Origin of the sequence: Streptomyces yatensis (assembly GCF_018069625.1) — a bacterium.
Classification (GTDB): Bacteria; Actinomycetota; Actinomycetes; order Streptomycetales; family Streptomycetaceae; genus Streptomyces; species Streptomyces yatensis.
Genome location: NZ_CP072941.1, coordinates 2991793 through 3018008, shown reverse-complemented (window position 1 = coordinate 3018008; position 26216 = coordinate 2991793). Strand labels below are relative to the sequence as shown.

19 protein-coding genes are annotated in these 26216 nt (G+C 73.0%); 7 read left to right on the top strand and 12 right to left on the bottom strand.

Going from position 1 to position 26216, the window contains the following annotated elements:
• Positions 1 to 53 precede the first annotated feature (53 nt).
• Together J8403_RS12165 and J8403_RS12160 are read right to left on the bottom strand one after the other, a co-directional pair.
• Positions 54 to 713, bottom strand: a complete 660-nt coding sequence (locus J8403_RS12165) for a response regulator transcription factor (protein ID WP_014055528.1) — start codon at positions 711 to 713, stop codon at positions 54 to 56.
• Between the two features lie 327 nt (positions 714 to 1040).
• Positions 1041 to 1769 carry a DUF3000 domain-containing protein gene (locus J8403_RS12160; RefSeq protein WP_211123209.1) on the bottom strand — a complete coding sequence of 243 codons (729 nt, stop codon included), beginning with the start codon at positions 1767 to 1769 and terminating at the stop codon, positions 1041 to 1043.
• 91 nt (positions 1770 to 1860) lie between these two features.
• On the opposite strand from J8403_RS12160, the gene hemE reads away from it, so the two are divergent.
• Together hemE and J8403_RS12150 are read left to right on the top strand one after the other, a co-directional pair.
• The gene (hemE, locus tag J8403_RS12155) at positions 1861 to 2967 is read left to right on the top strand and encodes a uroporphyrinogen decarboxylase (protein WP_211123208.1); all 1107 of its coding nucleotides are present in this window, start codon (positions 1861 to 1863) and stop codon (positions 2965 to 2967) included.
• Between the two features lie 43 nt (positions 2968 to 3010).
• Positions 3011 to 4597 carry a hypothetical protein gene (locus J8403_RS12150; RefSeq protein WP_246585816.1) on the top strand — a complete coding sequence of 529 codons (1587 nt, stop codon included), beginning with the start codon at positions 3011 to 3013 and terminating at the stop codon, positions 4595 to 4597.
• A gap of 138 nt (positions 4598 to 4735) precedes the next feature.
• Here the strand turns inward: J8403_RS12150 and J8403_RS12145 are convergent, their stop codons facing one another.
• The 4 genes from J8403_RS12145 to J8403_RS12130 form a co-directional block, all read right to left on the bottom strand.
• On the bottom strand, positions 4736 to 6133 hold the full coding sequence (locus J8403_RS12145; RefSeq protein WP_211123207.1) for an FAD-dependent oxidoreductase: 1398 nt from the start codon (positions 6131 to 6133) through the stop codon (positions 4736 to 4738).
• A 43-nt stretch (positions 6134 to 6176) separates the two neighbouring features.
• A complete protein-coding gene (locus tag J8403_RS12140; RefSeq protein WP_211123206.1) occupies positions 6177 to 7628 on the bottom strand; it encodes an MFS transporter in 1452 nt (483 codons plus the stop codon).
• A 107-nt stretch (positions 7629 to 7735) separates the two neighbouring features.
• Positions 7736 to 8548 (bottom strand): IclR family transcriptional regulator, encoded by an 813-nt coding sequence (locus J8403_RS12135; protein WP_211123205.1) that lies wholly within the window; start codon positions 8546 to 8548, stop codon positions 7736 to 7738.
• Positions 8549 to 8571: 23 nt separating this feature from the next.
• Positions 8572 to 9753, bottom strand: a complete 1182-nt coding sequence (locus J8403_RS12130) for a 4-hydroxybenzoate 3-monooxygenase (protein WP_211123204.1) — start codon at positions 9751 to 9753, stop codon at positions 8572 to 8574.
• A gap of 80 nt (positions 9754 to 9833) precedes the next feature.
• Here J8403_RS12130 and J8403_RS12125 point away from each other — a divergent pair, with 80 nt between their 5' ends.
• Genes J8403_RS12125 through hemQ form a run of 3 tightly spaced genes read left to right on the top strand, consistent with a single transcriptional unit; the run spans position 9834 to position 13781 of the window.
• Entirely contained in the window at positions 9834 to 11591 is a 1758-nt protein-coding gene (locus tag J8403_RS12125) for an IclR family transcriptional regulator domain-containing protein (RefSeq protein ID WP_211123203.1), read from the top strand.
• The gene (gene hemG, locus J8403_RS12120; protein ID WP_211123202.1) at positions 11588 to 13060 is read left to right on the top strand and encodes a protoporphyrinogen oxidase; all 1473 of its coding nucleotides are present in this window, start codon (positions 11588 to 11590) and stop codon (positions 13058 to 13060) included. The genes J8403_RS12125 and hemG overlap by 4 nt, the downstream gene beginning before the upstream one ends.
• A gap of 4 nt (positions 13061 to 13064) precedes the next feature.
• Positions 13065 to 13781 (top strand): hydrogen peroxide-dependent heme synthase, encoded by a 717-nt coding sequence (hemQ, locus tag J8403_RS12115; protein WP_211123201.1) that lies wholly within the window; start codon positions 13065 to 13067, stop codon positions 13779 to 13781.
• A 213-nt stretch (positions 13782 to 13994) separates the two neighbouring features.
• Here the strand turns inward: hemQ and J8403_RS12110 are convergent, their stop codons facing one another.
• The 4 genes from J8403_RS12110 to J8403_RS12095 all read right to left on the bottom strand — a co-directional run bounded on the left by J8403_RS12110 (position 13995) and on the right by J8403_RS12095 (position 19186).
• Positions 13995 to 15857, bottom strand: a complete 1863-nt coding sequence (locus J8403_RS12110; protein ID WP_211123200.1) for an alpha/beta hydrolase — start codon at positions 15855 to 15857, stop codon at positions 13995 to 13997.
• Between the two features lie 97 nt (positions 15858 to 15954).
• Positions 15955 to 16761: a TIGR04222 domain-containing membrane protein gene (locus J8403_RS12105; protein ID WP_211123199.1), complete on the bottom strand. Its 807-nt coding sequence runs from the start codon at positions 16759 to 16761 to the stop codon at positions 15955 to 15957.
• A gap of 138 nt (positions 16762 to 16899) precedes the next feature.
• The gene (locus tag J8403_RS12100) at positions 16900 to 17781 is read right to left on the bottom strand and encodes a TIGR04222 domain-containing membrane protein (RefSeq protein ID WP_246585815.1); all 882 of its coding nucleotides are present in this window, start codon (positions 17779 to 17781) and stop codon (positions 16900 to 16902) included.
• Positions 17782 to 17878: 97 nt separating this feature from the next.
• Positions 17879 to 19186, bottom strand: coding sequence for an MbnB/TglH/ChrH family RiPP precursor modification enzyme (locus tag J8403_RS12095; protein ID WP_211123198.1), 1308 nt, complete (start codon positions 19184 to 19186; stop codon positions 17879 to 17881).
• A 425-nt stretch (positions 19187 to 19611) separates the two neighbouring features.
• Between J8403_RS12095 and J8403_RS12090 the strand changes: the two genes are divergently transcribed.
• Complete coding sequence (locus J8403_RS12090) at positions 19612 to 21591, top strand: transglycosylase domain-containing protein (RefSeq protein WP_211128210.1); 1980 nt, start codon at positions 19612 to 19614, stop codon at positions 21589 to 21591.
• A 98-nt stretch (positions 21592 to 21689) separates the two neighbouring features.
• Here the strand turns inward: J8403_RS12090 and J8403_RS12085 are convergent, their stop codons facing one another.
• Positions 21690 to 22946, bottom strand: a complete 1257-nt coding sequence (locus J8403_RS12085; RefSeq protein WP_425519894.1) for a polysaccharide deacetylase family protein — start codon at positions 22944 to 22946, stop codon at positions 21690 to 21692.
• 142 nt (positions 22947 to 23088) lie between these two features.
• Positions 23089 to 24486 (bottom strand): hypothetical protein, encoded by a 1398-nt coding sequence (locus J8403_RS12080; RefSeq protein ID WP_211123196.1) that lies wholly within the window; start codon positions 24484 to 24486, stop codon positions 23089 to 23091.
• A 153-nt stretch (positions 24487 to 24639) separates the two neighbouring features.
• On the opposite strand from J8403_RS12080, the gene J8403_RS12075 reads away from it, so the two are divergent.
• On the top strand, positions 24640 to 25932 hold the full coding sequence (locus J8403_RS12075) for a molybdopterin-dependent oxidoreductase (protein ID WP_211123195.1): 1293 nt from the start codon (positions 24640 to 24642) through the stop codon (positions 25930 to 25932).
• Positions 25933 to 26216 lie beyond the last annotated feature (284 nt).

The following is a 26216-nucleotide window of genomic DNA, read 5'->3' as shown; positions in this document are numbered from 1 at the left end:
GACGGGCGCGGGGGCGGTGGGGAGAGGCACGACGGCCGGGCGGGCGATACGGCTCAGTGGATGATTCCGGTACGCAGTGCGACCGCGACCATGCCGGCCCGGTCCCCGGTGCCCAGCTTGCGGGCGATCCGGGCGAGGTGACTCTTGACGGTCAGGGCGGACAGGCCCATCGAGACGCCGATGGCCTTGTTGGACTGGCCCTCCGCAACCAGCCTCAGCACCTCGACCTCGCGGCCCGACAGCTCCCGGTAGCCGCCGGGGTGGCCGGGGGCGCCCGGCGGGCGGCGGTGCATCCGGGCGGCGGCGCCGAGCGGGGCGGTGCCGGGACGGCCCGGGATGCCGAGGTTGGTGCGGGTGCCGGTGACGACGTAGCCCTTGACGCCGCCGGCCAGCGCGTTCCGTACGGCGCCGATGTCGTCGGCGGCGGACAGGGCCAGCCCATTGGGCCAGCCCGCGGCGCGGGTCTCGGAGAGCAGGGTGAGGCCGGAGCCGTCGGGAAGGTGGACATCGGCGACGCAGATGTCGCGCGGATTGCCGATGCGGGGACGGGCCTCGGCGATGGACGACGCCTCGATGACGTCGCGCACCCCGAGGGCCCAGAGGTGGCGGGTGACGGTGGAACGTACGCGGGGGTCGGCGACGACGACCATGGCCGTCGGCTTGTTCGGGCGGTAGGCGACCAGGCTGGACGGTTGCTCGAGGAGAACAGACACCAGGCCTCCTGGGGAGTTGTGGGACGGGTCACCACGTCCTTCGGCACCGATACGGCCTGGCTTTAGGGAATGATCACGATTTGGTGAGTAACAATTCGGGCAATTAGGACGACTGATCGATCACGGCTGCGCTTTTTAGGGGCTCGGTTCGCCTCCGGGGCGCAAAAGCCTCCCCCAGCTACCGCTGGGAGGTGCCCCCGGCGGAAGACCCAAGGAGCCGGATACGTTGCGGTGCCCGTCGGCTTACTCGGTTGCCGCAGGGAGGTGGCCCGGGTCGGAAGACCCGGGCCACCTTGTGCGCTGCGGGGCTGGTTGCCCTTTAACGGATCAGCGGGCCTGGGGGCCCCGCCGTTGGGGCAGCGATACGACCCCCGCCTCCGCCGCGCCCACCGGGGGCAAGCCCGCGATCTGGCACAGGAGGTCGCACCAGGCCGCCAGATGTCCCGCGGTGTCCGGCACGCCCGGCGGTTCCGCCGCGCCCGCTTCCGCGGGCTCCGGGCGCCGTGGGCCGGGGCGGGCCGGTTCGGGGGCCGGGTGGGCGGCCGGGGTCCACGAGGCGCGGATCTCGATCCGGGTCGACGGCTCCCGTTCGCCCATCGCGCCGAAGTAGTGCGAGCTCGCCCGGGTGACCGTACCGCTGGGCTCCCCGTAGGGCAGACCGCGTGCCTCCAGCGCGCCGGTGAGCCAGGACCAGCACACCTCCGGCAGCAGCGGATCCGCCGCGATCTCCGGCTCCAGGTCCGCGTGGACCAGGGTGACCAGGCGGAAGGTGCCGTGCCAGGAGTCGTGTCCGGCCGGGTCGTGCAGCAGGATCAGCCGCCCCTCGGCCAGCTCCTCGTCGTCCGACGCGCCGGTGACCACCGCCTCCAGCGCGTACGAGTAGGGTGCGAGCCGACGCGGGGGTGGGGTCGGATCGAGCTCCACCTCGGGCCGTACCCGCACACCGCGCAGCGCGGCGACGGCATGCCGGAAGGCGGGAGGGGTGTCCTCACCGCCTGCTTCCGTGCCGTCAGGGCCGTCAGCACCGTTCGAGAGGTGTCCTTGAACCGCTGCCATGCCCGGAAGACTAGGCGCAGTGAGGGCCCTAACCGGGGAGGAACACCCGGGTTGGCGGGTCACTCGTTCGGCCCGTGCGAAGATTTGGGGCATGAGCGCCAATGAGCGGCCCTCGGGCCAGCAGCAGACCGGCCGCGCCGCGGCTCGTGCCACAGCCGATTCGGCCTTTCTGCGGGCCTGCCGCCGGGAGCCGGTGCCTCATACGCCGGTGTGGTTCATGCGGCAGGCGGGGCGCTCGCTTCCGGAGTACCGCAAGCTGCGCGAGGGCACCGCGATGCTCGAGTCCTGCATGCGGCCCGACCTGGTCACCGAGATCACGCTGCAGCCGGTGCGGCGCCACCGGGTGGACGCGGCCATCTACTTCAGCGACATCGTCGTGCCGCTCAAGGCCATCGGCATCGACCTCGACATCAAGCCCGGGGTCGGGCCCGTCGTCGAGCGGCCCATCCGCACCCGCGCCGATCTGGAGCGGCTGCGTCCGCTCGATCCGGACGATGTGAAGTACGTCACCGAGGCCATCGGGTCGCTCGTCGGCGAGCTCGGCGCGACCCCGCTCATCGGCTTCGCGGGCGCCCCCTTCACGCTCGCCAGCTATCTGGTCGAGGGCGGCCCCTCGCGCAACCACGAGCACACCAAGGCGCTCATGTACGGCGACCCGGCGCTGTGGGCCGCGTTGCTCGACCGGCTCGCCGACATCACCGCCGCCTTCCTCGAGGTCCAGATCGAGGCGGGCGCCTCGGCCATCCAGCTCTTCGACTCCTGGGTGGGCGCCCTCGCCCCCGCCGACTACCGCCGCAGCGTGCTGCCCGCCTCCAAGAAGGTCTTCGACGCCGTCGCCGGATACGGAGTGCCGCGCATCCACTTCGGCGTGGGCACCGGCGAGTTGCTCGGGCTGCTCGGCGAGGCGGGCGCGGACGTCGTGGGCGTCGACTGGCGGGTGCCGTTGAACGAGGCCGCCCGGCGGGTCGGCCCCGGCAAGGCGCTCCAGGGCAATCTCGACCCCGCCGTGCTCTTCGCCCCGCGTACGGCCGTCGAGGCCAAGGCGGAGGAGGTGCTGGAGGCCGCCCAGGGGCTGGAGGGGCACATCTTCAACCTCGGCCACGGCGTGCTGCCCAGCACCGACCCGGACGCGCTGACCCGCCTGGTGGAGTATGTGCACACGAGGAGCGCATCGCGCGCACCTTCTGTGAAGGTCTGAACCAAGCGGGAACCCGCGTGCCTCCCGTGGCGTCGTGAGGGGCATGACCGACATGCCCGCCACCGCGCTGTCAGATTCGCCAGAGTGTGTCCATTTCGTCGACGACTGGGACGGCATCCTCCACGAGACCTATGGCGGCGACGCGGACCGGGCCGTCCTGGACTGTGCCAGGCGGCTGGCGGCCGATCCCGCGGGCGAGGAGGCGTACTCCTGGACGCTCGGGCTGGTCATGATGGCCGCGCATATCGGCCGGTTCTCCCGTAAGGACGTCGCGGCGGCGGCCCTGGAGGCCCTCCACGCCACCGACCGGCGGCTGCGTGACCTGCCCTGTGCCCACCGGACGCATCCTTACGAGAGCGATCTGGACGACCGGATCGACCACTTCGTGGACGATCTGCCGCTGCTCACCAACGGGTTGGCCGAGGACGAGGACCCCGACTGGGAGGACGACGCGACCAAGGAGCAGTGGCTGTGCCCGCGCGACATCGCCGGGTACGCGCGGGTCGCCGTGGACATCATCGCCCCCGGCAGCGTGGGCGGCATCCCGCCCCGGCTCCCGGCCCGCGACGCGCGCCGCGCCGAGGATCTGCGCTCGATCGTCTGGGACTACCCGAGCGCGGCCGTCGACCCCGGCCAGGAGCTGTCCGCCTACGCCAGGAACCTGGTCGCCAACCCCCTGGGCTATCACCGCGCCGGGCTCGTGGTCGTCCTGCACGCCGCCTGCTGGTACGCCGCCAGCGGCCGGATCCGCGACCGGCGGGTCCTGGACACCATGGTGGACGCCCTGGAGGCGGTGCTGCCCGGCCTCGGCGACGCGTCCTGCGCGCACGGCGAGGGCGAGCACCCCGAGGTCGGCCGGGACACCGCGGAGCAGGCCACCGTGGGTATCCATCTGCTCAGCCCCGGCGGCCGGGGCGTCTACCGCCACTGGCACCGGGAGGAGCTGGAGACGGCGCCGCTCGAGGCGTGGCTGTGCCCGGTCTTCCTCGCCGCGATCGCCCGCGAGGCGCTGGACCATCTGCGGACCGGGCGGGAGCGGCTGTTCGGCCTCCGGGACACCGCCCATCTGGACGAGGTGCTCGTACGTCCGGATGGACGGCTCGACGTCGAACGGCTCACCCACGCGGTGCGCTTCCGCTGCCGGGACGGACAGGCCGCGGAGGACGCCGGGCTGTGGGCCGCGCGGCGGTTCGCGGCGGGCCCGGCCGATCCGCGCGAGCGGCTGGTGCTGCTGCTGGTCGCCTGCTGGTCGGTGACCTCGGGCGAGGAGCCGCCGCCCGAGGCCGTCCACCGGGATCTGCGGGTGATTCTCGGCGGGGTGCGGAGCGCCTTGGCGGGTGCCTCGGTGGGTGCCGCGTCGGGTGCCTCGGTGGGTGCCTCGGTGGATGTCCCGGCGGGTGAGACCTGCGCGCATGGGGATGCGCACCCCTGGGACGTGCTGACCGAGCTGGTCGGGCGTCGTCACTTCGGCTTCCATGAGGACCCTTACGGTGCTCATCTCAACCATCTGTACGCGCCCGGGGAGTACGAGACGCCCGAGCGGCCCTTTGAGGTCGAGGCGTGGGGGTGCCCGCGGCATGTGGGGGAGCGGGTGGGGGGTGCGCTGCGGGTCATCGACGGCGCGAACTGAGCGGTGACCAGGCGTCTTTCCCCTACCCGCCCTTTCCCGCAACCGGGGCTCCGCCCCGGGCCCCGCTCCTCAAGCGCCGGAGGGGCTGGGTTTGGCGGAGGAGCTGGGTTTTCGGCGGAGGGGCGGGTTGTCCGCTCCTCAAGCGCCGGACGGGCTGCTCTTCACCGTTCCCGCCGCCTTGCGTGCCGCTACCAGGATCGGGTCCCACACCGGGGAGAACGGCGGGGCGTAGCCCAGGTCCAGGGCCGTCATCTGCTCCACCGTCATCCCGGCGGTCAGTGCGACCGCCGCAATGTCGACTCGCTTGCCCGCGCCCTCGCGGCCGACGATCTGGGTGCCGAGCAGCCGTCCCGTGCGTTGCTCGGCGAGCATCTTCACCGTCATCGGGCGGCTGTCCGGGTAGTACCCGGCCCGGCTGGTCGACTCGATGGTGACCGCCTCGAACTTCAGCCCCACGGCGTGGGCTTCGGCCTCCAGCAGTCCGGTGCGGGCGATCTCCAGATCGCAGACCTTGCTGACCGCCGTGCCGACGACGCCGGGGAAGGTCGCGTAGTCGCCGCCCACGTTGGCGCCGATGACCTGCCCGTGCTTGTTGGCGTGGGTGCCCAGCGGAATGTGCCGGGTGCGGCCGGAGACCAGGTCGAGGACCTCCACACAGTCGCCGCCCGCCCAGATGTTGTCGTAACCGCGCACGCGCATGGCCAGATCGGTCAGCAGGCCGCCGTAAGGGCCCACCGGCAGCCCGGCCTCCTGGGCGAGCGTGGTCTCGGGGGCCACGCCGAGGCCCAGGACCACGAGGTCGGCGGGGTATTCGCTGACCTTGGTGGCCACGGCCCGCACCCGGCCGTCCTCGCCGGTGATCACCTCGGTGACCTCCGCGCCGGTCACGGTGTCGATGCCGAGCCCCGACATCGCGTCGCGCACCAGCCGTCCCATGTCCGGGTCGAGCGTGGACATCGGCTGCTCACCGCGCTCCAGGACGGTGACCTGGCAGCCGCGCTGGATGAGCGCCTCGGCCATCTCCACCCCGATGTAGCCGGCGCCGATCACGACCGCGCGTTCGACCCGGGTTGCCTCCAGGGTCTCCAGCAGGGCCCGCCCGTGCTCCAGGGTCTGCACCCCGTGGACGCCGGGGGCGTCGATCCCGGGCATGTCGGGGCGGCGCGGCCGGGCGCCGGTCGCGATGACCAGGTCGTCGAAGCCGTGCCAGTGCTCGTCGCCCTTGCCGTGCGGGTCGACGTCCCGCGCCAGGACGCGCTGCCCGGCGAGGTCGATCTCGACGACCTCGGTGTGCGTCCGTACGTCGATCCCGCGGCCCTGGTGGGTCTCGGGCGTACGGGCGATCAGCTCGTCGGGGCCGTCCACCACCCCGCCGACCCAGTAGGGGATGCCGCAGGCCGAGTACGAGGTGAACTCGCCGCGCTCCAAGGCGAGGATCTCCAGCTCGCTCCGGCTCTTGAGCCTGCGGGCCCGTGACGCGGCGGACATGCCCGCCGCGTCGCCCCCGATGACCACCATGCGTCGTGCCGCCGCCATGTATGCCCCTCCGCCACTGGATGTCCGGCTATTGGGGACCAACCTATGCGGGCGAGGTGTTCTCCCGGATCAGCACATACAGCCCGGCGCTGGCGAGCATCAGCGCGCCGTCGATGTAGACCGCGTGCGTCCAGCTGCCGTAGTGGTCGAAGAGGGTGCCGCTGAGGGCCGGGCTGACCACCGCGCCGATCTCCCCGACCAGGTTGAACAGGCCGAAGGCCGCGCCGCGTTCGGCCCCGTCGACCACATCGTTGAGCAGCGCGTGCGCCATCGGCTGGAGGGCGTTGAAGAACAGGCTGGTCACGAAGAGCAGGATGGACATCACCCAGAGGGAGGGCTTCTCATTGGCCTGCAGATAGGCGGCGAACACCAGCACCAGCACGCCCTGGACCACGGTGAACGCGATCAGCAGCGGCCGCCGCCCCCAGCCCCGGGCCTTCGCCCGGTCCGAGAGCCGGCCCCCGGCCGGGAAGCCGAGGATGCCCGCGCCCGCGTTGAAGGTGGCCACCAGTGCGGCGTTCTGGAACGAGCTGTGGGCGGCGTCCGCGACGATCGACACCGACCAGAAGCTGAAGAACCACAGATTCCACATGACCGCGATGAAGGCGAAGCTGAGCAGCAGCACATTGCGGTTCCGGGAGACCGAGCCCAGGTTGCTGCTCCGCCGGGCGAAGATCGCCCCGATGAGCAGGAACGCCAGCACGCACTCCAGGACGGCCACGCCCCAGCTCGGCATCCCCGCCCCGTCGGCGATCAGATAGACCGCCATGACCGCGGCGCACAGCACCGCCGAGATGCCCAGCAGCCGCAGGGTGGAACCGGTGGCCTTGAGCGGACCGCCGATGCGGCGCATATAGACCGCCGTGACCCAGCCGAACGCCAGCGTCGCACCGCCCAGCACCAGGAACGGCATCCGCCAGGCGTCCTCCTCGCCGAGCACCTCCCCGCCCCAGTCGATCAGGTACGGCGCGCTGATGGTCGCGATCGTCAGCCCGATGGCCAGTCCCGTGATCGCGACGCCCATGCCGAGACCGGCCTTGGCGGGCGGGGTGCGCTGGGCGATCAGCGAGCGGTCGTTGGAGTAGAAGACGCCCTCGCCGAGGCCGGTCAGCACCCGCAGCACGACGAAGGCGATCAGCCCGGTCATCAGGCCGCTGGCGAGGGTCGCGACCCCCGCCCACAGCAGCGAGACCGCGAGCATGGTGCGGTGCCCGAAGCGGTCGCCGAGGTAGCCGCCGGGGAACTGGGTCAGCATGTAGCCCGCGAAGAAGAGGCTGCCGATCAGGCCGCCGAGCGCGTGCGGATGGCTGGCGGAGCCCAGCATGGCGTGGTCGTGCTCGATCAGCCAGGTGACGACCGGGCCGGTGATGGTGCGGTCGGCGTACGAGAAGAGCCAGCCGCCCAGCAGCATGGCCCACAGGGTGTGGTACGGCTGCCAGCCGCCCCGGGGCGCCTCCCGCCCCTGCGCGGTGGGCTCTGCGGTCACTTCGGGCATGTCTCCATGTCCCCCTTCGGGCCTGGGCGTTCGGACTCGGCGGCTCGGTATGTGCCAGACAGAATGTGGCCGGATATCGGCCTCGGCAAGGCGCGCTCATGGGTCTTTCACCGACCGGAAGCCTCCGCGACGGGCTCTTGCCCCAGGGCGGCGGCGAGGGTACGGGAGATGCCGTGTGCGGCGACCCGCACGGCCGGGACCAGCCCGGGCGCCCGCCCCTCCGCGGCCGGCACCACCACCGACAGCGAGGCCACCACCTCCCCGCGCGGTCCGCGCACCGGGGCGGCGATGGACAGCCCGTCCATGGTGATCTGCCGGTCGCTGACCGCGATCCCGGTGCGCCGCACCTCGGCGAGGGTGGCCCGCAGCCGGTGCGGGTCCTGGATGGTCAGGTCGGTGTAGCGGCGCAGCGGGCGGGCGCACACCCGCTCGTACAGCCGTGGCGGCCCGTACGCGAGCAGTACGAGACCGACGCCGGTCGCGTGCAGCGGCCAGCGGCTGCCGACCCGGGTGCGCACCTGGACCGCGGAGTGTCCGGAGATCAGCTCGACATAGACCACTTCCAGGCCGTCCCGCACGGCGAGCTGGACGTTCTCGTGGGTGGCCTCGTACAGGTCCTCCATGAACGGCAGCGCCGCCTCGCGCACCCCGACCCCGCGCGGCGAGAGCGTCGCCACTTCCCACAGCCGCAGCCCGATGTGGTACGCCCCGGTGGCGTCGCGCTCCAGGGCGCCCCAGCGGGTGAGCGAGGCGACCAGCCGGTGCGCGGTGGCCAGCGGCAGCCCGGCGCGCCGGGCGAGGGCGGTGAGGGACAGCGAGCGGTGCGAGGCGTCGAACGCGTCGAGGACCGCCAGCATCCGGCCCGCGACCGAGCGGCTCGCGTCCGGGCCGACGGGGGCGCTGGAGCCCGGTGGGCTCATGGGGGTGAGCGGGCCCGGGGCCGTCATGACAGCGGGAGGCCGACGTAGTTCTCGGCGAGCTCGGCGGAGGCGGTGGGGGAGGAGGCGATCCGCTCCAGCCGCGCGAGCCGCACCCGGTCCTCGAACGGGCTCTCGTCCGGGCGGCGGTGGAGCGTGTCCGTCATGAAGTACGAGAACCGCTCGGCCTGCCACACCCGGCGCAGACAGGTCCGCGAATAGCCGTCCAGCAGCTCGGGGGAGCCGGTCTCCTGGTGGTGGATCAGGGCGCGGGCCAGCGTGATCACGTCGGTGACGGCCAGATTGAGCCCCTTGGCGCCGGTGGGCGGCACGATATGCGCCGCGTCGCCGGCCAGGAAGAGCCGCCCGTGGCGCATCGGCTCCTGGACGAAGCTGCGCATCGGGGTGAGCGAGGTGGCGGTGATCGGGCCGCGCTCCAGCGTCCAGTCCCCGTCGAGCGCGAAGCGGGCCGACAGCTCGTCCCAGATCCGCTCGTGGGACCAGTCGCCCGGATCGGTGTGGTTGGGCACCTGGAGGTAGAGCCGGGAGACCTGGGGGGAGCGCATGCTGTGCAGGGCGAAGCCGCGCCGATGGCGGGCGTAGATCAGCTCATCGCAGGACGGCGCCACATCGGCCAGCACACCGAGCCAGGAGTAGGGGTAGGTGTGCTCGAAGGTGCGGACCCGGTCGGCGGGGAGCGCCCGCCGGGCGATGCCGTGGAAGCCGTCGCAGCCCGCCACGTAGTCGCAGGTCAGGGTCTGCTCGCGGCCTCGGTGGCGGAAGCGGATCACGGGGGCGGCGGAGTCCGGCTTCTCGATGGCCAGCGCCTCGGCCTCGAACAGCAGCGGGGGACCGCCCGGCTCCTCCAGCTGGAGCGCGATCAGGTCCTTGACGATCTCGGTCTGGGCGTAGACCATCACCGACTTGCCGCCGGTGGCGGAGGGGAAGTCCACGCGGTGACCGCGGCCCTCGAAGCGCAGCTCGATGCCCTGGTGGGGCAGTCCCTCGCGGTCCAGGCGCCCGCCCGCGCCGCACTCCCGCAGCACATCCACGGTGCCCTGCTCCAGGATCCCGGCCCGCTGGCGCCGCTCGGCATACGCCCGGTCCCGGCTCTCCAGCACCACGCAGTCGATCCCGGCGCGGTGCAGCAGACGGGCGAGCAGCAGTCCGGCGGGCCCGCCGCCGATGATGCCGACGGTCGTGCGCATCACATCGTCCCCTCGCTGTGGTGGTCCAAGCGACTCGGCACTTGTTCGCTGAGTGAAACTTCGTTCATAATCTGCTGGTGATGAGTTTCAGCCCGGTGCCACCACCTGTCAATGGCCCCGTCGGGCCTCTCGAGCGCGGCCTCGCCGTGCTGCGCGAGCTGTCCCGGCTGGCCGCGCACGAGGGGCGGACGACGGTCCGCCCCGGCGATCTCGTCCGCGGCACGGGGCTCGCCCGGTCCGTGGTCGACCGCGTGGTGGGCACCCTCGAACAGCTCGGATACGTGACGCTCGACGGGCGCGACATCGGCCTGTCGGTCCGGCTGATGGAGCTGGGCAACGCGTATCTGTCAGCGAGCGGACTGCCCGCCGCGCTCGGCCCGTTCGCCCAGCGGCTCGCGGACGGGCTCGACGAGTCGGTCTCGGTCGCCGTCCCCGACGGCGACGGGGTGCGCTTCGTCGTCCAGATGACCCGCCGCCGCACCATGTCCCTCGCCTTCCGCATCGGCGATCTGCTGCCCGCCGAGCGCTGTTCCCCCGGCGCGCTCTTCGCCGCGGAGTGGTCCGGGGCCGACTGGGCCGCCTGGCGCGCCCGCCGCGCCGAGGACCCCCTGGACACCTCCTTCCCCGCCGTCCCGCCGCGCCACCGGCCCGCCTCCGACGGCGACTTCGAGGCCCGCGTCAAGGAGGCCGCCCACGACGGCTGGGCCGCCGACGACCAGCTGATCGAGCCGGGCCTGGTGGCGGTCTCCGTTCCGGTACGGGACGCCTCGGGCCGTATCGCCTGCACGGTCAACGTGGTCAGCCACACCAGCCGCCATGACGTGGACTCGCTGCGGGCGGCGGTGCTGGGGCCGCTGGGTGCGGAAGTCCCGGCGATGGAGGCGGCGTTGGCGGCCCGGCGGCCACGCCCGGCCGCCGACCGCGTGTGGGGCACCCCGGACGGGGCGCCGGCGGCCCTGGGCGAGGACCCCGCGCGGATGGCCAAGCGGGAACTGGGGGCGGGGTTCCTGCAGTCGCTCGCGCGCGGACTGGCCGTCCTGCGGGCACTGGGCGGGGCGGAGGGCGCGGGCCGGGGCGAGGCCGCCACGGCGGCCGGCGGCCGGGGCGGAGGAATGACGCTCAGCGCCGTCGCGGAGGCCACCGGGCTGGCGCGGGCCACCGCCCGGCGCTCGCTGCTCACCCTCGTCGAGCTGGGGTACGTGGAGGCCGACGGCAGGGCCTTCCGCCCGCTGCCGCGCGTGCTGGAGCTCGGCTACGCCCCCCTCGCCGAGCTCGGCTTCACCGACATCGCCCAGCCACATCTGCGCGAACTGGTCCGCACCGTCCATGAGTCGGCCTCGCTGGCCGTCCTCGACGGCGGCGACATCCGCTATATCGCGCGTGTCCCCACCGTCCGCATCATGAGCGTCAACATCACCATCGGCACCCACTTCCCCGCCTACGCGACCTCCATGGGCCGGGTGCTGCTCGCGGGCCTGGACGCCGACGCCCGGGCCGCCCATCTCGCCGGGGTGCGGCCCAGGCCGCTGACCCGGCACACCGTGACCGACGTGGCCGAGCTGGCGCGCGTCGTGGAGCGCGCGGCGGCGGAGGGACACGCCCTGGTCGACCAGGAGCTGGAGGAGGGGCTGCGCTCGCTCGCCGTGCCCGTACGGGACGCGCGCGGACGCGTGATCGCCGCGCTCAACGTGGCGACCCACGCCGGCCGCGGCACCGCCGAGAGCGCCCGCCGCGAACTCCTCCCGGCGCTGCGCGTCACCGCGGCCCGGATCGAGGCCGACCTGGCGACGGCCTCGGCACATCACGCCCTGGGGGCGGGTGAGAGAGTGGGGGCATGAGAGCGGCGAACACCCCGGGGCCGGGACGCAGCGGCCATGTCGTGGTCATCGGCGGCGGAATCGCGGGCCTCGCGGCCGCTCACCGACTGCTGGACGGCGGGGCGCGGGTGACGCTCCTGGAGGCATCGGAACGGCTCGGCGGCAAGCTGCGCGCGGGGGAGATCGAGGGCGTACCGGTCGACCTCGGGGCCGAGTCGATGCTCGCCCGCCGCCCGGAAGGCGTCGAGCTGGCGCGCGCCGTGGGCCTCGGCGACCGGCTGCAGCCGCCCGCGACCGCGACCGCCTCCCTCTGGACGCGCGGCGGGCTGCGCCCGATGCCCAAGGGCCATGTGATGGGCGTCCCCGGCGATCTGGCGCCGCTGGCCGCCTCCGGGGTGATCTCGGAGGAGGGGCTGGCCCGGATCGCCCGCGACCGGGAGCTGCCGCCCACACCGGTCGGCGAGGACGTGGCGCTCGGCGAGTACCTCGCGGCGCGGCTCGGCCGCGAGGTGGTGGACCGGCTGGTCGAACCGCTGCTGGGCGGGGTCTACGCGGGCGATGTGTACCGCACCTCGATGCGCGCCTCGGTCCCCACCCTCTTCGACGTGGCCCGTTCCGGAGGCCCGCTGACCGAGGGCGTCCGGGAGCTGGCCGAGCGCGCCGCCCGGCGGCAGGACGGCGCGGTGTTCATGGGCATCGACGGCGGGATCGGCCGGCTGCCGCTCGCGGTCGCCGACGCCGTACGGGCCGCGGGCGGCGAGATCCGCACCGGGGCGCCCGTACGGGAGCTGCGGCGCACCGCCGACGGCTGGACCCTCGCCGTGGACGGCACGGACGGCCCGCCCGTGGTGACGGCCGACGCCGTGGTGCTGGCAGTCCCCGCGCCCGCCGCCGCCCGGCTGCTGGCCGCCGAGGCCCCGGCCGCCTCCACCGAGCTGGCCACCGTCGACTACGCCTCGATGGCGCTGGTCACCATGGCCTTCCGGCGCGACGCGCTCACCGGCGTGGACGCGCTCGCCGAACGCAGCGGCTTCCTGGTGCCGCCGGTCGACGGCCGGACGATCAAGGCGGCGACCTTCTCCAGCCGCAAATGGGGCTGGCTGCGGGACGCCGGGCCCGATCTCTTCGTGCTGCGTACCTCGATCGGGCGGTTTGACGACGAGGCGGATCTGAAGCGGGACGACGCCGACCTGGTAAGGATGTCGCTCGCCGACCTCGACGAGGCCGTCGGCCTGACGGCCCGGCCCGTCGCGAGCCGGGTGGACCGCTGGGACGGCGGACTGCCGCAGTACCCGGTGGGCCATCTCGACCGGGTGGCCCGCATCCGCGCCGAGGTCGCCAAGGTGCCGGGGCTGGGGGTGTGCGGCGCGCTCTACGACGGGGTGGGCATCCCGGCGTGCGTCGGCAGCGCCCGTAAGGCGGCCGAAGAACTGCTGGGCGCCCCGGCGGCCACCCTGGAGCCGGGCTCCGGAGCCGGAGAGCGAGAATAGGGCCATGACTGCTGCACCTGAGAAGACTCCCAACGCCGGTAAGAAGGCCAAGGACCTCAACGAGGTCATCCGCTACACCCTGTGGTCGGTGTTCCGGCTGCGCGATGTGCTGCCGGAGGACCGCACCGGCTACGCCGACGAGGTCGAGGAGCTCTTCTCCCAGCTCGCCGCCAAGGACGTCACCGTGCGCGGCACCTACGACGTGTCCGGGCTGCGCGCCGACGCGGACGTCATGATCTGGTGGCACTCGGAGACCTCCGACGCCCTCCAGGAGGCGTACAACCTCTTCCGCCGCACCCGGCTGGGGCGCGCCCTGGAGCCGGTGTGGTCCAACATGGCGCTGCACCGCCCGGCCGAGTTCAACAAGGCCCACATCCCGGCGTTCCTCGCCGACGAGAACCCGCGCGAGTACGTCAGCGTCTACCCGTTCGTCCGCTCCTACGACTGGTACCTGCTGCCCGACGAGGACCGCCGCCGGATGCTCGCGGACCACGGCAAGATGGCGCGCGGCTACCCCGATGTGCGCGCCAACACGGTCGCGTCCTTCTCGCTCGGCGACTACGAGTGGATCCTGGCCTTCGAGGCGGACGAGCTGCACCGGATCGTCGACCTGATGCGCCATCTGCGCGCCTCCGAGGCGCGCCGCCATGTGCGCGAGGAGGTGCCGTTCTACACCGGGCGGCGCAAGGCGGTCTCCGAACTCGTCGCCGGTCTGGCCTGACGCTCTTACGGGGTTGTCCGGCGGACTCCGCCGCGTGGCAGGGGCTCCGCCCCTGGATCCCGGGGCGAGGAGCCGACCGTCGTCGCGGTCGGCTGACCGGCCGGGGCGCCGATCGCGCCACGTGCGACGCGCCCGGGGTCCGGGGCGGAGCCCCGGTTTCGGGAAGGGGCGGGGAGGGGAAAGCAGCCCGCCGCAGGCGTCACCGGGACCCTCCTACGGCGTGCCCGGGATCGCGGCCGGCTGCTTGCCCGACTCGGGCAGCGGGGCCGGTGCCGGAAGCGGTACGGGTTCCGGGCGCGGGGCGCAGGAGGCGGACCGGCCCGGCGTCCTCCCGGTCAGCAGATACGTGTCCACATGGCGGTTGACGCACGTGTTCGGCCCGCCCCACACCCCGTGGGTGCCCGCCTTCCGCTCGGTCACCAGCGAGGAGCCGGGCAGCCGGTGCCACAGCTCCTTCGCCCCCGCGTACGGGGTGGCCGCGTCCCGCTCCGCCGAGAGCAGCAGCACCGGCGGCAGTGCGACCCGCCCCGTCCGGGGGCCCACGGCCTCCAAGTGCCCCACGTCGAGGGGGCGGCCGGGCTTCAGCGGCCAGAAGGCGCACGGCAGGTTCATCGCCACGTTGTCCCAGGTCTCGAAGGGCGCGCGGCGGGCGAGGGCGGTGTTGTCGCGGTTCCAGGTGGCCCAGGTGCGCGGCCAGGGCGCGTCGTTGCACTCCACGGCGGTGTAGACGGCGTTGCCGTTCTCGTCGTCGGCCGCCTGCGCCGGATCGGGCGCGGCGAGCGCGATCAGCGGCTCGGGGTCCCGGTGCAGATAGGCGGCCAGCGCCCGGGCGGCCGGATCCCAGTAGGCGTCGTTGTAGCCGGTCCGCAGGAACGCGCTCTGGAGCTGGGCGGTGCCCACGACCCCGCCCGCCGGCTTGTGCCCCAGCCGCCGCCGCGCCTTCTCGTACGAGGCGAGCACCCGGGCATCGGTGGTGCCCAGGTGGTAGACGGCGTGGTGCCGGGCGACCCAGCGGCGCCAGTCCCGCCAGCGCCGCTCGAAGGCCACCGACTGGTCGAGGTTGTCGCGGTACCAGATCCGCCAGGGGGCCGGGTTGACCACACTGTCGAAGACCATCCGGCGCACCCGCCCCGGGAAGAGCGTGGCGTACACGGCCCCGTAGTACGTGCCGTACGAGGCGCCCACGAAGGTGAGCCGCCGCTGGCCCAGTGCCGCGCGCAGCACCTCCAGATCGCGGGCGTTGTTCAGGGTGGTGTAGTGCGCGAGCGCGCGGCCCGCGCGGCGCACACAGCCCCGGACGTAGGCGCGCGCCCGCGCCACCAGCCGCCGTTTGAAGGCGGCGGTGGGGTGCGGCGGGGAGCTGGTCGGCGCCTTGGCGTAGGCCGACGGCCGCTGGCAGGACAGCGGCGCGGAACGGCCGACGCCCCGTGGGGCGTAGCCGACGAAGTCGTAGGCGGCGGCCAGGCGGCGGAAGGCTCCCTCGGCCGCGTACTCGGGGAACGCCATACCGGAGGCGCCCGGTCCGCCGGGGTTGTAGACCAGGGCCCCCTGACGCCTCGCCTTGGGGCCGGTGGCCCGGATCCGGCTGACGGTCAGGCTGATGTGCTTGCCGCGGGGACGGGCGTAGTCGAGCGGGACGGAGACCTTTCCGCAGGTGATGGGGGCGGCCAGGGCCTCGGCGCGGGGGCAGTGGCGGAAGGCGATACCGCGCTCGGCCGCGCGCCGGGCGGCGAGCGTCACCCCGCGCGCCGCGGCCGCGTCACCGGGCGGGACCGCGGCCGTGGTGGCGGTGGCGGGCGAGCCGGACCAGGAGCTCCAGGCGGGCGCGGCGGGGACGGCGGAGGCCGAACGGGTCGTGGGGGAGGCCGGGCCCCTGAGCGGGGCGCCCGCCGCACCGGCCGGGGCCGTGGCGGACGGGGTGGACGGGGTGGACGGGAGGGACGCGGCGGCCGGCGTGGCGGCGCGGGCGGTGGACGCGGCGAGCGGGCGGCCGGTGGCGGGGGTCGCGAGCAGCGCGCTCATGGCCAGCGACAGGGACAGCGGGCCGAGGATGCCGTACAGCGCTGCTGTTCTCACTGGCCATCCCTTCGGGCATCGCGTCGTGCATCGCGCAATGAAAGGGATATTTGGCGCGGCGGATGACCATGTAAAGCACCGGGATGCGGTGTCGGGGTCAATGACCCCAATGCCCCTTCAGCGCCGCGCGCAGCGCCCGGTCGGGGAGGGCGGCGGTGCCGTGCACCGCGAGCGCGGTGAGCACCTCGCCGTCGTCGTCATCGCCGTCCGGGCCGCCGCCGGAGCGCTGGGCGAGGGTCCGCCGCGGGGGCACGTCGATCCGGCCCAGCAGCAGCTGACCGGCGGGGGAGGCCCACCGCGAGTACGGATGCGCCTCGACCCGGGCGATCAGCAGACAGCTCACCGTCAGCAGCAGGGGCAGCATGAACCACGAGGCCACCGGACCGCGCCCCGCCGCGGGCGGCACCAGCAGCAGCGCGGCGACCGCCATCGCCAGCACCAGCGCGCAGGCCGCCCGCACGTGCCGCACCGCGACCGCCACATTCGTACGCGCCGAGGCGGGCACCGCGAGCCCCGCCGCCACCAGCCGGTCGCCCAGCGCCCGTACGGGGTCGGCGGTGGCGAGCGCGGTCCGCACCGGCCGCACCGGGGACTGGCCCTCCGGCCCTATCGCGGTGATCACGGACCGCTCCAGCTCGTCCCGCCCGTCCGGGACCACGACGGTGACCCAGCCGGTGTGGGCCAGCAGCAGTCGGCGTTCGCGGTACATCGTGACGAGGACCAGATCGCCCACCCGCCGCGGACCGCCGGACAGGAACGCCGCCTCGTACAGGTTCAGACCCTTCGCGTCCGCCACCGGATCGGGGTCCAGCGGCTGGGCGGCGGCGACGGCCGCCAGGCACAGACGTGTGCAGCTGACAACCGCCGCGCCCCACGCGACGAGCAGGAAAAGGACCCACAACATGGCCGAGTTCTACTGGACCCGACCGCCCTTGCGCCATTGTTTTCACGATATGAACGACTCGCCCGGGGCTGCGGCTCGCGCGCCGACCTCCCGGACCTTCCGGTGTTCCCGGGGGCAACCGGCCCGTCGTAAGGCGGCTCAGCCGCCCCCGCCGCATCCTCCGCCCCCGCCGCAGCTCGACCCCGACGAGCCGCCGCACGACGACCCCCCGCCCCCGCCGCAGGACGAGCCGCCGCACGAGGAGCCTCCGCAGCCGGAGCCGCCCCCTCCGCACCACGATCCACCGCCGGAGTCCGAGGTGCCCGACGACCCCGAGTCGGTCGACGACCCCGAACCGGCCGGCACCTTCTGCGCGTCCAGCAGTTGCTTCCGCAGCAGCGGATCGTCCGTCAGGGCGGCCGCCCCGGTCAGCGCGACGACCACCGTGACGGGGACCGTCGCCGGATGGCCGACGGACAGGGCGTGCCGCCGTTCGCCGACCCCCGACTCCCTTCGGTACGCCGCCAGCGCCCGCTTCCCGGCGGCGGTCAGCCGCCCTTTGGCCGCACCCGCGCAGATTCCGCCGATGAGGAAGCCGGTGAAGAGCGCGGGGGCGATCGCGAAGATCAGCGGAACTCCGCCGTCGGTCGTGGAGCCGACGCTCATCATGATGCCCAGGAAGATGCCCACCGCGCAGAGTGTGTTCTGCGTCCGTGCCGCGCGCCGCCAGCCCCGGAGGGCGCCCGGCCGCACCATCAGCCCGCGCCCCGCCAGCCGGTCGCCGATCGCCTGCACCGCCGGACTGCGCATCAGCTCCCGGCGCAGCCACTTCAGGCCGCCGTGCGGGGCGATGGCACACAGCCGCAGCAGGTCCTCCTCGACCGGGCCGCGCGCGATCGGCTGCCGCACCGAGACCACTCCGGGGTCGCCGATCGCCAGCCGCCCGTCCGCGTACATCGCGCTGATCACGGTGTCCGCCATCCGGCCCGGCCCGCCCGCCAGGAACGCGGCCTCCAGCAGGTCATACGCCCGGCCGTCCACCGGCCCCACGGCCCCCCGCGCCGGGCCCGGACCGTGCCGGTGATGAGCACCGCCGACGACAGGGCGACGGCCGCGTAGACCAGGATCACCGCCGCGCTCATGCCGCTCGCCGCCCGCTCAGCGCGAGCCGGACCCGGCGGGCCAGCCGCGCCGCCGGATGGGACGCCAGGGGCGCGGGCCCGGACCGTTCCTGCCACCAGAGCGTCAGGCGGCGCCGGGCCGCCTGGTCCTCTGGCCCTCCGTCCGCCAGCAGATGCTCGGCGAACGCCAGCGCGTCGCGGCGGTAGCCGCCGGTCATCGGGCGGCCGTCGGCGTACCGCGCGAACGCCGGGCGGTAGCCGGTGCCCAGGATCTCCGGCAGCTCCGGGGCCACCTTGGCTACCACGGACGCCCGCTTGGCCGTCAGCGCCGCGCTCTGCACCCGCAGCCGCCGCCGGTCGAAGCCCTCGGGCGGCGGGGTGCCCCCGACCAGCGCGGACAGCAGCGAGGTCTGAGCGAGCGCCAGCCGCTCCCGGACGGCGTCCGGGACGGGGGCCTCGGGCGCGGCGGAGGCCCTCACCGGAACGCCGGCCGCCCCCGCAACCCCCGCCGCCATCACCCCGCGGATCGCGTCCAGCTCGCCCGCCAGCTCCCCGGCCGCCGGGAAGTCCTCGTCGCGCTCCAGCAGTACGCCGGGCGGTGCCGTACGGGCGCACAGTTCGGCGAGGACGTCGAGCACCGGCTGGGTCACCGGATGGGCGTGGCTGTCGTGCCACACCCCGTCCTTCTCCACCCCGCCCGCCACATGGACGTAGGCGATCGCCGACGTGGGCAGCTCGTCCAGCGCCTTGGCCGGGTCCTCGCCCCGGTTGACGTGGTTGGTGTGCAGATTGGCCACGTCGATGAGCAGCCGCACCCCCGTGCGCTCCACGAGCTCGGCCAGGAACTGGCCCTCGGTCATCTCCTCGCCGGGCCAGGAGATCAGCGCCGCGATGTTCTCCACCGCGAGCGGCACCGGCAGCGCGTCCTGTGCGATGCGCACGTTCTCGCACAGCACGTCCAGCGCGTCACGGGTCCGCGGCACCGGCAGCAGATGCCCGGCCTCGATGGCCGGTGACGCGGTCAGCGGGCCCCCGGCCCTGACGAACGCGATGTGCTCGGTGACCAGCGGCGAGCCCAGCGCCTCGGCCCGTTCGGCCAGCGCCTCGAGGCGGCCGGGGTCGGGCCGCTCGGCTCCGCCGAGGCCGAGCGACACCCCGTGCGGGACCACCGTGGTCCCGCGCTCGCGCAGCCGCTGGAGCGCGTCCGGCACATGGTCGGGGCAGATGTTCTCCGCCACCACCTCGACCCAGTCGATGCCGGGCAGTCGCTCGATGTCGTCGGCGATCTCCGGTCGCCAGCCGATTCCGGTACCGAGGCGCACCATGGCTCCCCCTCCTCGTTGCGTACCGCGTCCCCCGCGGTGTTGTTCTCGCGTGCCGGGGTGATGACCCCGTAGAAGGAGGACGAATCCCCTGGGCCCGTGGTTCAGAGCTTCATTTGAGCTTCGCGGCATCGCGCCGGAGGGGCGTACGCGGGGCCGTCGGCGGGGGTGGTCCGGGCGGTGCGAAAGGTCACCGGGTGGGTGGTGTCGCTGAATATGGTCACTGTTACAAAAAATTGGGGCCCTGTGGCGACAGACGTTCAGAGGGGAAAATAGGATCGTCTGGTCCGGGGGGATGGAAGATCACACCTTTGTGCCGCGCCCGCGCGCGGAGCGAGCGTGGGGGAAAACACGTGCTGGGCAGCAGCGACAACGCCATGGGGAAGCACCGCAAGCACCGCCGAAAGCCGTCCTCGGGGAGCCGGGGGATGCGGCTGCGCCGCTGGGCGGCCGCGCGGGTCCGGCTGGACTACCCCCGGGCGGGCCGGCGTGGTGTGGGGCGCTGGCTGCCGTCGTGGCGTCAGATCACCCTCCTGTTCCTCTTCTGCCTCGGCAGTCTGACCGGTCTGCTGAGCTATCTGTATCTGCAGACCGACATACCCAAGAACCTGAACGACTTCGCCACCCAGCAGGACAACGTCTACTACTGGGCGGACGGCAGCGAGATGGCCCGCACCGGTCCGGTCAACCGGCAGGAGGTGCCGCTGGACAAGGTGCCGCAGGATGTCCAGTGGGCGGTGCTCGCTGCCGAGAACGCCAGTTTCTACTCCGACAGCGGAGTGTCCCCGAGCGGTCTGATGCGCGCCGTGACGCGGATGGTGACGGGCGGTGAGACCCAGGGCGGCTCCACGATCACCCAGCAGTATGTGAAGAATGCCTATCTGAATCAGCGCCAGACATTTTCCCGCAAGCTCACCGAGATGTTCATGGCCATCAAGCTGGACGACCGGATGAGCAAGCGGGAGATCCTGCAGCGCTATCTGAACACCAGCTGGTTCGGGCGCGGCAGTTACGGCATTCAGCGGGCGGCGTACGCGTACTACGGCAAGGACGTCTCGGAACTCAACGCGAGCGAGGGCGCGTTGCTCGCCTCGCTGCTCAAGGGCGCCGGGACATTCGATCCGACGCTCAGCGCCAAGAACCACAAGCGGGCCGTCGACCGCTGGAAGTGGGTGCTGGACCGGATGGTCGACATCGGAAAGCTCTCCCGGTCCGAGCGGGCCCGCTATACGTCGTTCCCCGAGCCCAAGGCGCCGCCCAAGTCGGCCGGGCTCACCGGCCAGGTCGGCTATCTGGTGGAGACGGCCAAGGCGTATGTGAGCTCCCATACCGAGATATCCGACGCCGATTTCGACCTGGGCGGCTATCAGATTCACACCACCTTCGAGAAGCCGAAGGTCCAGGCTCTGGCCAAGGCGGTGAAGAAGACCCGGGACACCCTCGATCCCGAGCATCGCCCCGAGGACCGCCATGTGCGGATCGGCGCCGCCTCGGTGGCCCCCGGCGGCGCGATACGCGCGCTGTACGGCGGCCCCGGCTATCTCGAGCAGGGATTCAACGACGCGAACGCCTCCAACGTCCCGGCCGGCACCTCCTTCACCCCCTTCGTCTACGCGGCCGCGCTGCGCGACGGCGTTCTGCTGAAGCGCAACGGGGAGCGGACGCCCGTGACCCCCTCGACGCTCTACGACGGCGACAACAAGATCGCGGTGCATACGCCCGAGGGGCCGTACTGGGACCGCAGCGGCAAGATCGTGCGGGCCAGCAACGACGGTGACACCTCCTATGGGCAGGTCTCCCTGCGCCAGGCGATCGTGCGGTCCATCAACACCCCGATGATCCAGCTGGGCATGGACGTCGGCCTGGACCGGGTCCGGCAGGCGTCCATCGACGCGGGGATGCTGCCCAGCAGCTTCGGCGCGCGGGTGCCCGCGTTCTCGCTCGGCACCGCGACGCCCAGCTCGATCCGTATGGCCAGCGCCTACGGCACGTTCGCCGCCGAGGGCACCCACTACGCGCCGTACTCGGTGAGCGGGCTCACCCACGGCGGGCAGCGGCTCGAGCTGCGCAAGGACAGCGCCAGGCGGGCCTTCAGCCCGGCGGTCGCGGCGGAGGTGGACGAGGCGCTGCGCGGTGCCGTCCAGAGCCCGGAGGGCGCGGCGCGCGGGGCCGCGGCGGCCGGTGGTGACGTGGCCGGTAAGGCGGGCACGGCGCAGGACGGCAACTCCGCCTGGTTCGTCGGCTACACCAAGAAGCTGTCGACGGCGGTCTCGCTGTCCCGGGTGGACCCCAAGTCGCAGGAGCTGATGCCGCTCAAGGGGATGGGCGGGGAGACCACGGACACCTCGGGCGACAGCTACCCGCTGGACATCTGGAAGAGCTATATGACGGACCGGGCGGCGGAATAGGCCCCGGCGGAACACGCCCCGACGGAACAGGTCCCGACGGAACAGGCCCCGGTGGAACACGCTCCGGGGGAAGCCCGGCAACAGGACTGCCGTCCCGGCTACTTGGTCTTGGTGTACGTGGACCAGTCCGGCGATTCCGCCGGGTCCAGCATCCGCAGCTTCGCCAGGACCTTCGGGTCCTGGGCGTCCAGCCAGTCGGCGAGCTGCTTGAACGACACGCACCGCACCCCGTCGCGGCGGCAGACGCTCCGCATCACGTCCTCGATGGCCTGCATATAGATGCCGCCGTTCCAGGTCTCGAAGTGGTTGCCGATGAACAGCGGCGCCCGGCTGCCGTTGTAGGCCCGCTCGAAGCCGTTCAGATAGCCCTCGCGGGTCAGCCGCTCCCACTCCGTGTACTTGGCCGGATCGCCCTCGGTGCTGTCACCGGACTGGTTGAAGAGGAAGTTGAAGTCCATCGAGAGGACCTGCTTCTCGCTCTCCGGGTACGGCACCAGCTGCAGCGGGAAGTTCCAGATCCCGTCGATCTTGGACGGCCATATCTGGAAGTCGCCCGGGGAGCTCGCGTCATAGCGCCAGCCGAGGGACTTGATGGCCGGAATCAGCGTCTTCTGGCCCTCCAGGCACGGCGCGCGCCCGCCCACCAGCTCCACGTCGTAGTCGAACGGCAGCGGCTTGATGTCGGTGAAGCCGGTGTTGGTCTTCCAGTGCTTCACAAAGGAGTAGGCCTGCTCCGTTTCGCTCTTCCACTCCTGGGGGGACCAGTCCTGTCCGCCCTTGGCGCCGCAGAAGTGGCCGTTGAAGTGCGAGCCGATCTCATTGCCGTCCTGCCAGGCCCCGCTCAGCTGCTCCAGGGTCTCCCTGATGTGCTCGTCGGTCGGGAAGGATATGGCGGCCGAGCCCGGCTTGTGCTGGGGCGGGTGATAGAGGTCGCTCTTCGCCTTGGGCAGCAGATACATGCCGCTCAGGAAGAACGTCATCGTGGCGTCGCTCTCCTTGGCCACCTGGCGGAAGCGGGAGAAGAGGTGGTCGTCGTTCTCCAGCGCGCCGTCCCAGGAGAAGACCACGAACTGCGGGGGCTTCTCACCCGGTTTGAGCTTCTCGGGCTTGAGCTGATGCGGCTGCGGTCCGGTGTAGGACGTGGAGCCGTCCCCGAGCACCTTGACCTTGCCGTCCCAGTGGGCGTACTTGTCCTTCTTCTTGGGCTCCCTGGGGACCCGGTCCGACTTGGGAGAGGCCGCGGCGGCGGGGAGATCCCCGCCCTGTGCGCCGCCCGAGTCCCCCGGCGAGGTGAGGGCTATCAGCAGCGCCACCACGACGGCCACGGCCGTGAGCGCGCCTATGGGCGCGGCCACGCCATAGGCGTTCTTCGCGTTTAAAGCCTTCAACGCTTTCACGATCTTCAGCGCCTTCACGGGTCCCGCCCCCTGGCAACAGTACAGATGTACGTCCCCCTCAGTATCACAGAAGTATCACGTGCCCTTCACATCGGTCTCCTCACCAACCGGTCAAAAGCAGGTGGTTGACGAGCAGTCCGAGACACGCCTGGGCCACAAGCCAGCGGCGGCGATCAACAGCGGGCAGCAGCGCCGCGGTGGGCAGCAGCCAGACCAGGAAGGGAAGCCAGATCCGCTCCGTCTCGGCCTTGCTCATCCCGGACAGATCGGCCACGGCGAGCGCCAGCAGCACGGCGAAGGTCAGCACCACGAGCCCGTCCGGGGCGCCCGGACCGCCCGGCCGCAGCCGCCTTACGGTGTCCGGCACCGCCGACAGCATGCGCCGCACGCCCGCGACACCGGCCGGACCGGCGACCACCGTCGCGACGGCCAGATTGGCCCAGACCCAGTACACGTACGGACGGTCCGAGGCCACGCCCTGGTAGTAGCGCTCGACCAGCAGCGAGTACCCCTCCCACCACTGGAAGCCGGTCAGCGTGAACGCCCCGGCCACCACCGCCGCCCCCATCAGCGCGAAGGGCAGCGGCCGCGCGGTACGGGCGAGCAGGAGCACGGCGACGGCGGGCAGCGCCAGCAGCGTCAGCCCGTACGAGAGATAGGCCGTCAGCCCCAGCAGCAGCCCGGAGCCGAACGCGACCGCCCCGGGCGCCCGGACCGTACGCGTCGCCGCGAGCGCCAGCAGCGCGAGCCCCCAGGCCGCGACGGCCGCGAAATAGCCGTCGGCCGAGGCGCCCACCCAGACCGCCCCGGGCGCCAGGGCCAGGAACGGGGCGGCGGTGCGCGCGGCCCGCTCCTGCCCCAGGGCGCGCAGCGTGACCAGGATCGCCACCGCCGCCGAGCCGCCCACCGTGATGCAGAAGGCCCCCGCCCAGGCGCCGCCGCCCAGGCCCAGCCGGTCCAGGCCCACGAAGGTGAGCACGGCGCCCGGCGGATGGCCCGCGATATGGGCGGGCCAGTGGTCGGGCTGGGTGAGCAGAATGTGGCCGGTGAAGCCGCGCAGGGCCGCGCCGATGTCGTGGAACCGGTCCACGCCGCGCAGATATTCGTGGCGCGCGGTCAGCCGCCCCGCCACCCCCCGCTGCCATCCGTCGACCAGGGCCAGTGACCAGATCCAGGTCATGGACGCCGCCCAGACGGCCCCCAGCAGCCCGCGCCACGGCAGCCGCACCGCGAGCCGGGGGCCGTGGACGACGACCGCCGCGGCGACGGCCAGGGCGGCGGGCGTACCGGGGCCCACATGGGGCAGCCAGTCGGCGTACAGCGGCGCCCAGTCGACGTACAGCGAGTGATCGGCCCGCTGGATCAGGGTGCCGACGACGGCGGCGACGGCGAAGAGCAGGGCGGCGGCAGCGGCGGCGAGCACGTCCCGGCGGCGGCCGGTCCGCTTCTCGTTCTCGACGGCCCGGGTGTCGATGCCGCTGGGGAGAGGGAGTTTCACGACGTCACGCTACGTCGTGAAGCCCGCCTCCGGTCCGCCGCGCCGCGCGATGTCACCGGACCGTCAGATCCTCGCGGCCGGGGCGGCTGACGTCACCGTTTCGTCATGGGCTCAAGGCCCCGGAACGCGGCGCGGCCGCCCTACCGTCATGCCATGAGCCACCCTCCCCGTACCCACCGTGACCGCCGCGCGCTGTGGCGCAGTCCCCTGCGCGGCCCCTGGCTGACGTCCGTCTTCGGCGTGATCCTGCTCTTCGGCCTGCCCGTGCTCTTCGTGACCGGACTGCTCTCGTACGCCGCCTACAACCCCGACCTGTCCCCGGTCAACGACGAGACCCCGGACAAGGGGCTGCTCGGCTTCTATCTCTTCACCTGGCCGACCAACCCCTCCTGGCTCTACCGCGTCAACCAGGGCGTGCACGTCACCCTCGGGATCGTGCTCGTCCCGGTGCTGCTGGCCAAGCTGTGGTCGGTCATCCCCAAGCTGTTCACCTGGCCGCCGGTGCGGTCGGTGGGGCACGGGCTGGAGCGGCTCTCGCTGCTGGCGCTGGTCGGCGGCGGGCTGTTCGAGTTCGCGACCGGGGTGCTCAACGTCCAGCTGGACTACATCTTCCCCGGGTCCTTCTACCCGCTGCACTTCTACGGGGCGTGGATCTTCATCGCCGCCCTCGTGGTCCATGTGGCGCTGCGGTTCCCGGCCATGGTGCGGGCGCTGCGCAGCCGCGACCTGCGGGCCGAGCTGCGCACCCGCGCCCGCGACACCAAGCCGGAGCCGCCGGACGAGACCGGCCTGGTCAGCCCGCAACCGGCCGCGCCCACCATGTCGCGGCGGGGCGCGCTCGCCATGGTCGGCACCGGCTCGTTCGCGCTGCTGGTGGTGACGGCCGGTCAGAGCATCGGCGGCCCGCTGCGCGAGACCGCCGTCCTCGCGCCGCACGGCCGCAACCCGGGGTCGGGGCCCAACGGCTTCCAGATCAACAAGACCGCCATGGCCGTCGGCCTCCGCGCCCGCGACATCGGGCCCGACTGGCGGCTGACGGTGCGCGGTGCGACGGGCCGCGAGACCGTCCTCACCCGGGAGCAGCTGCTGCGGCTGCCGCGCCACGGCGCGGCGCTGCCCATCGCCTGTGTGGAGGGATGGTCCACCACCGACCAGCGGTGGGACGGGGTGCGGCTGGCCGACCTCGCCGCGCTGGTGGGGCATACCGACCGGCCGCCGAGGGTCCTGGTGGAGTCGGTGCAGCGGCACGGCTCCTTCCGCCGCGTCGTGCTGAGCGACGTCCAGGTCCGCGACCCCCGCTCGCTGCTGGCCCTGCGGGTCAACGGCGCGGATCTGTCGCCGGACCACGGCTATCCGGCGCGCGTGATCGTGCCCGGGGCCCCGGGTGTGCACAACACCAAGTGGGTCGGCCGGCTGACCTTCGGAGACTTCGAGGAGAACGCGTGAAGGGGCATGGGGGAGGACGCATGAGGGGGCTTGGGGGAGACCGTATGAGCGGGCTTGGAGGAGACCGTATGAAGGCAGCGCTGCGCCGCTTCGGACCGCGGGCCGCGCTGCGCCGCTTCGGACCGCGGGCCGCGCTGCGCCGCTTCGGGCCGCGGCGGCTGGAGCCGGAGTCGCCGCTGCGGCTGGTGCTGCTGCTGTGCTCGTTCGCGCTGACCGGCTACGCCGGGCTCAAGCTGCTGAGCGGCGACTGGTTCGGGATCCTGCTGTGGATCGTCGGCGCCGCG

Bases quoted from the DNA above. Each gene is read 5' to 3' on its own strand.
- J8403_RS12145 (WP_211123207.1), bottom strand. From the start codon at position 6,133: ATGGCGGCGGCACGACGCATGGTGGTCATCGGGGGCGACGCGGCGGGC.
- J8403_RS12090 (WP_211128210.1), top strand. From the start codon at position 19,612: ATGCGGCTGCGCCGCTGGGCGGCCGCGCGGGTCCGGCTGGACTACCCC.
- J8403_RS12075 (WP_211123195.1), top strand. From the start codon at position 24,640: ATGAGCCACCCTCCCCGTACCCACCGTGACCGCCGCGCGCTGTGGCGC.
- J8403_RS12160 (WP_211123209.1), bottom strand. From the start codon at position 1,769: ATGGCAGCGGTTCAAGGACACCTCTCGAACGGTGCTGACGGCCCTGAC.
- J8403_RS12130 (WP_211123204.1), bottom strand. From the start codon at position 9,753: ATGCGCACGACCGTCGGCATCATCGGCGGCGGGCCCGCCGGACTGCTG.
- J8403_RS12105 (WP_211123199.1), bottom strand. From the start codon at position 16,761: ATGTTGTGGGTCCTTTTCCTGCTCGTCGCGTGGGGCGCGGCGGTTGTC.
- J8403_RS12140 (WP_211123206.1), bottom strand. From the start codon at position 7,628: ATGCCCGAAGTGACCGCAGAGCCCACCGCGCAGGGGCGGGAGGCGCCC.
- hemQ (WP_211123201.1), top strand. From the start codon at position 13,065: ATGACTGCTGCACCTGAGAAGACTCCCAACGCCGGTAAGAAGGCCAAG.
- J8403_RS12135 (WP_211123205.1), bottom strand. From the start codon at position 8,548: ATGAGCCCACCGGGCTCCAGCGCCCCCGTCGGCCCGGACGCGAGCCGC.
- hemG (WP_211123202.1), top strand. From the start codon at position 11,588: ATGAGAGCGGCGAACACCCCGGGGCCGGGACGCAGCGGCCATGTCGTG.
- J8403_RS12125 (WP_211123203.1), top strand. From the start codon at position 9,834: ATGAGTTTCAGCCCGGTGCCACCACCTGTCAATGGCCCCGTCGGGCCT.
- J8403_RS12150 (WP_246585816.1), top strand. From the start codon at position 3,011: ATGACCGACATGCCCGCCACCGCGCTGTCAGATTCGCCAGAGTGTGTC.
- hemE (WP_211123208.1), top strand. From the start codon at position 1,861: ATGAGCGCCAATGAGCGGCCCTCGGGCCAGCAGCAGACCGGCCGCGCC.
- J8403_RS12095 (WP_211123198.1), bottom strand. From the start codon at position 19,186: ATGGTGCGCCTCGGTACCGGAATCGGCTGGCGACCGGAGATCGCCGAC.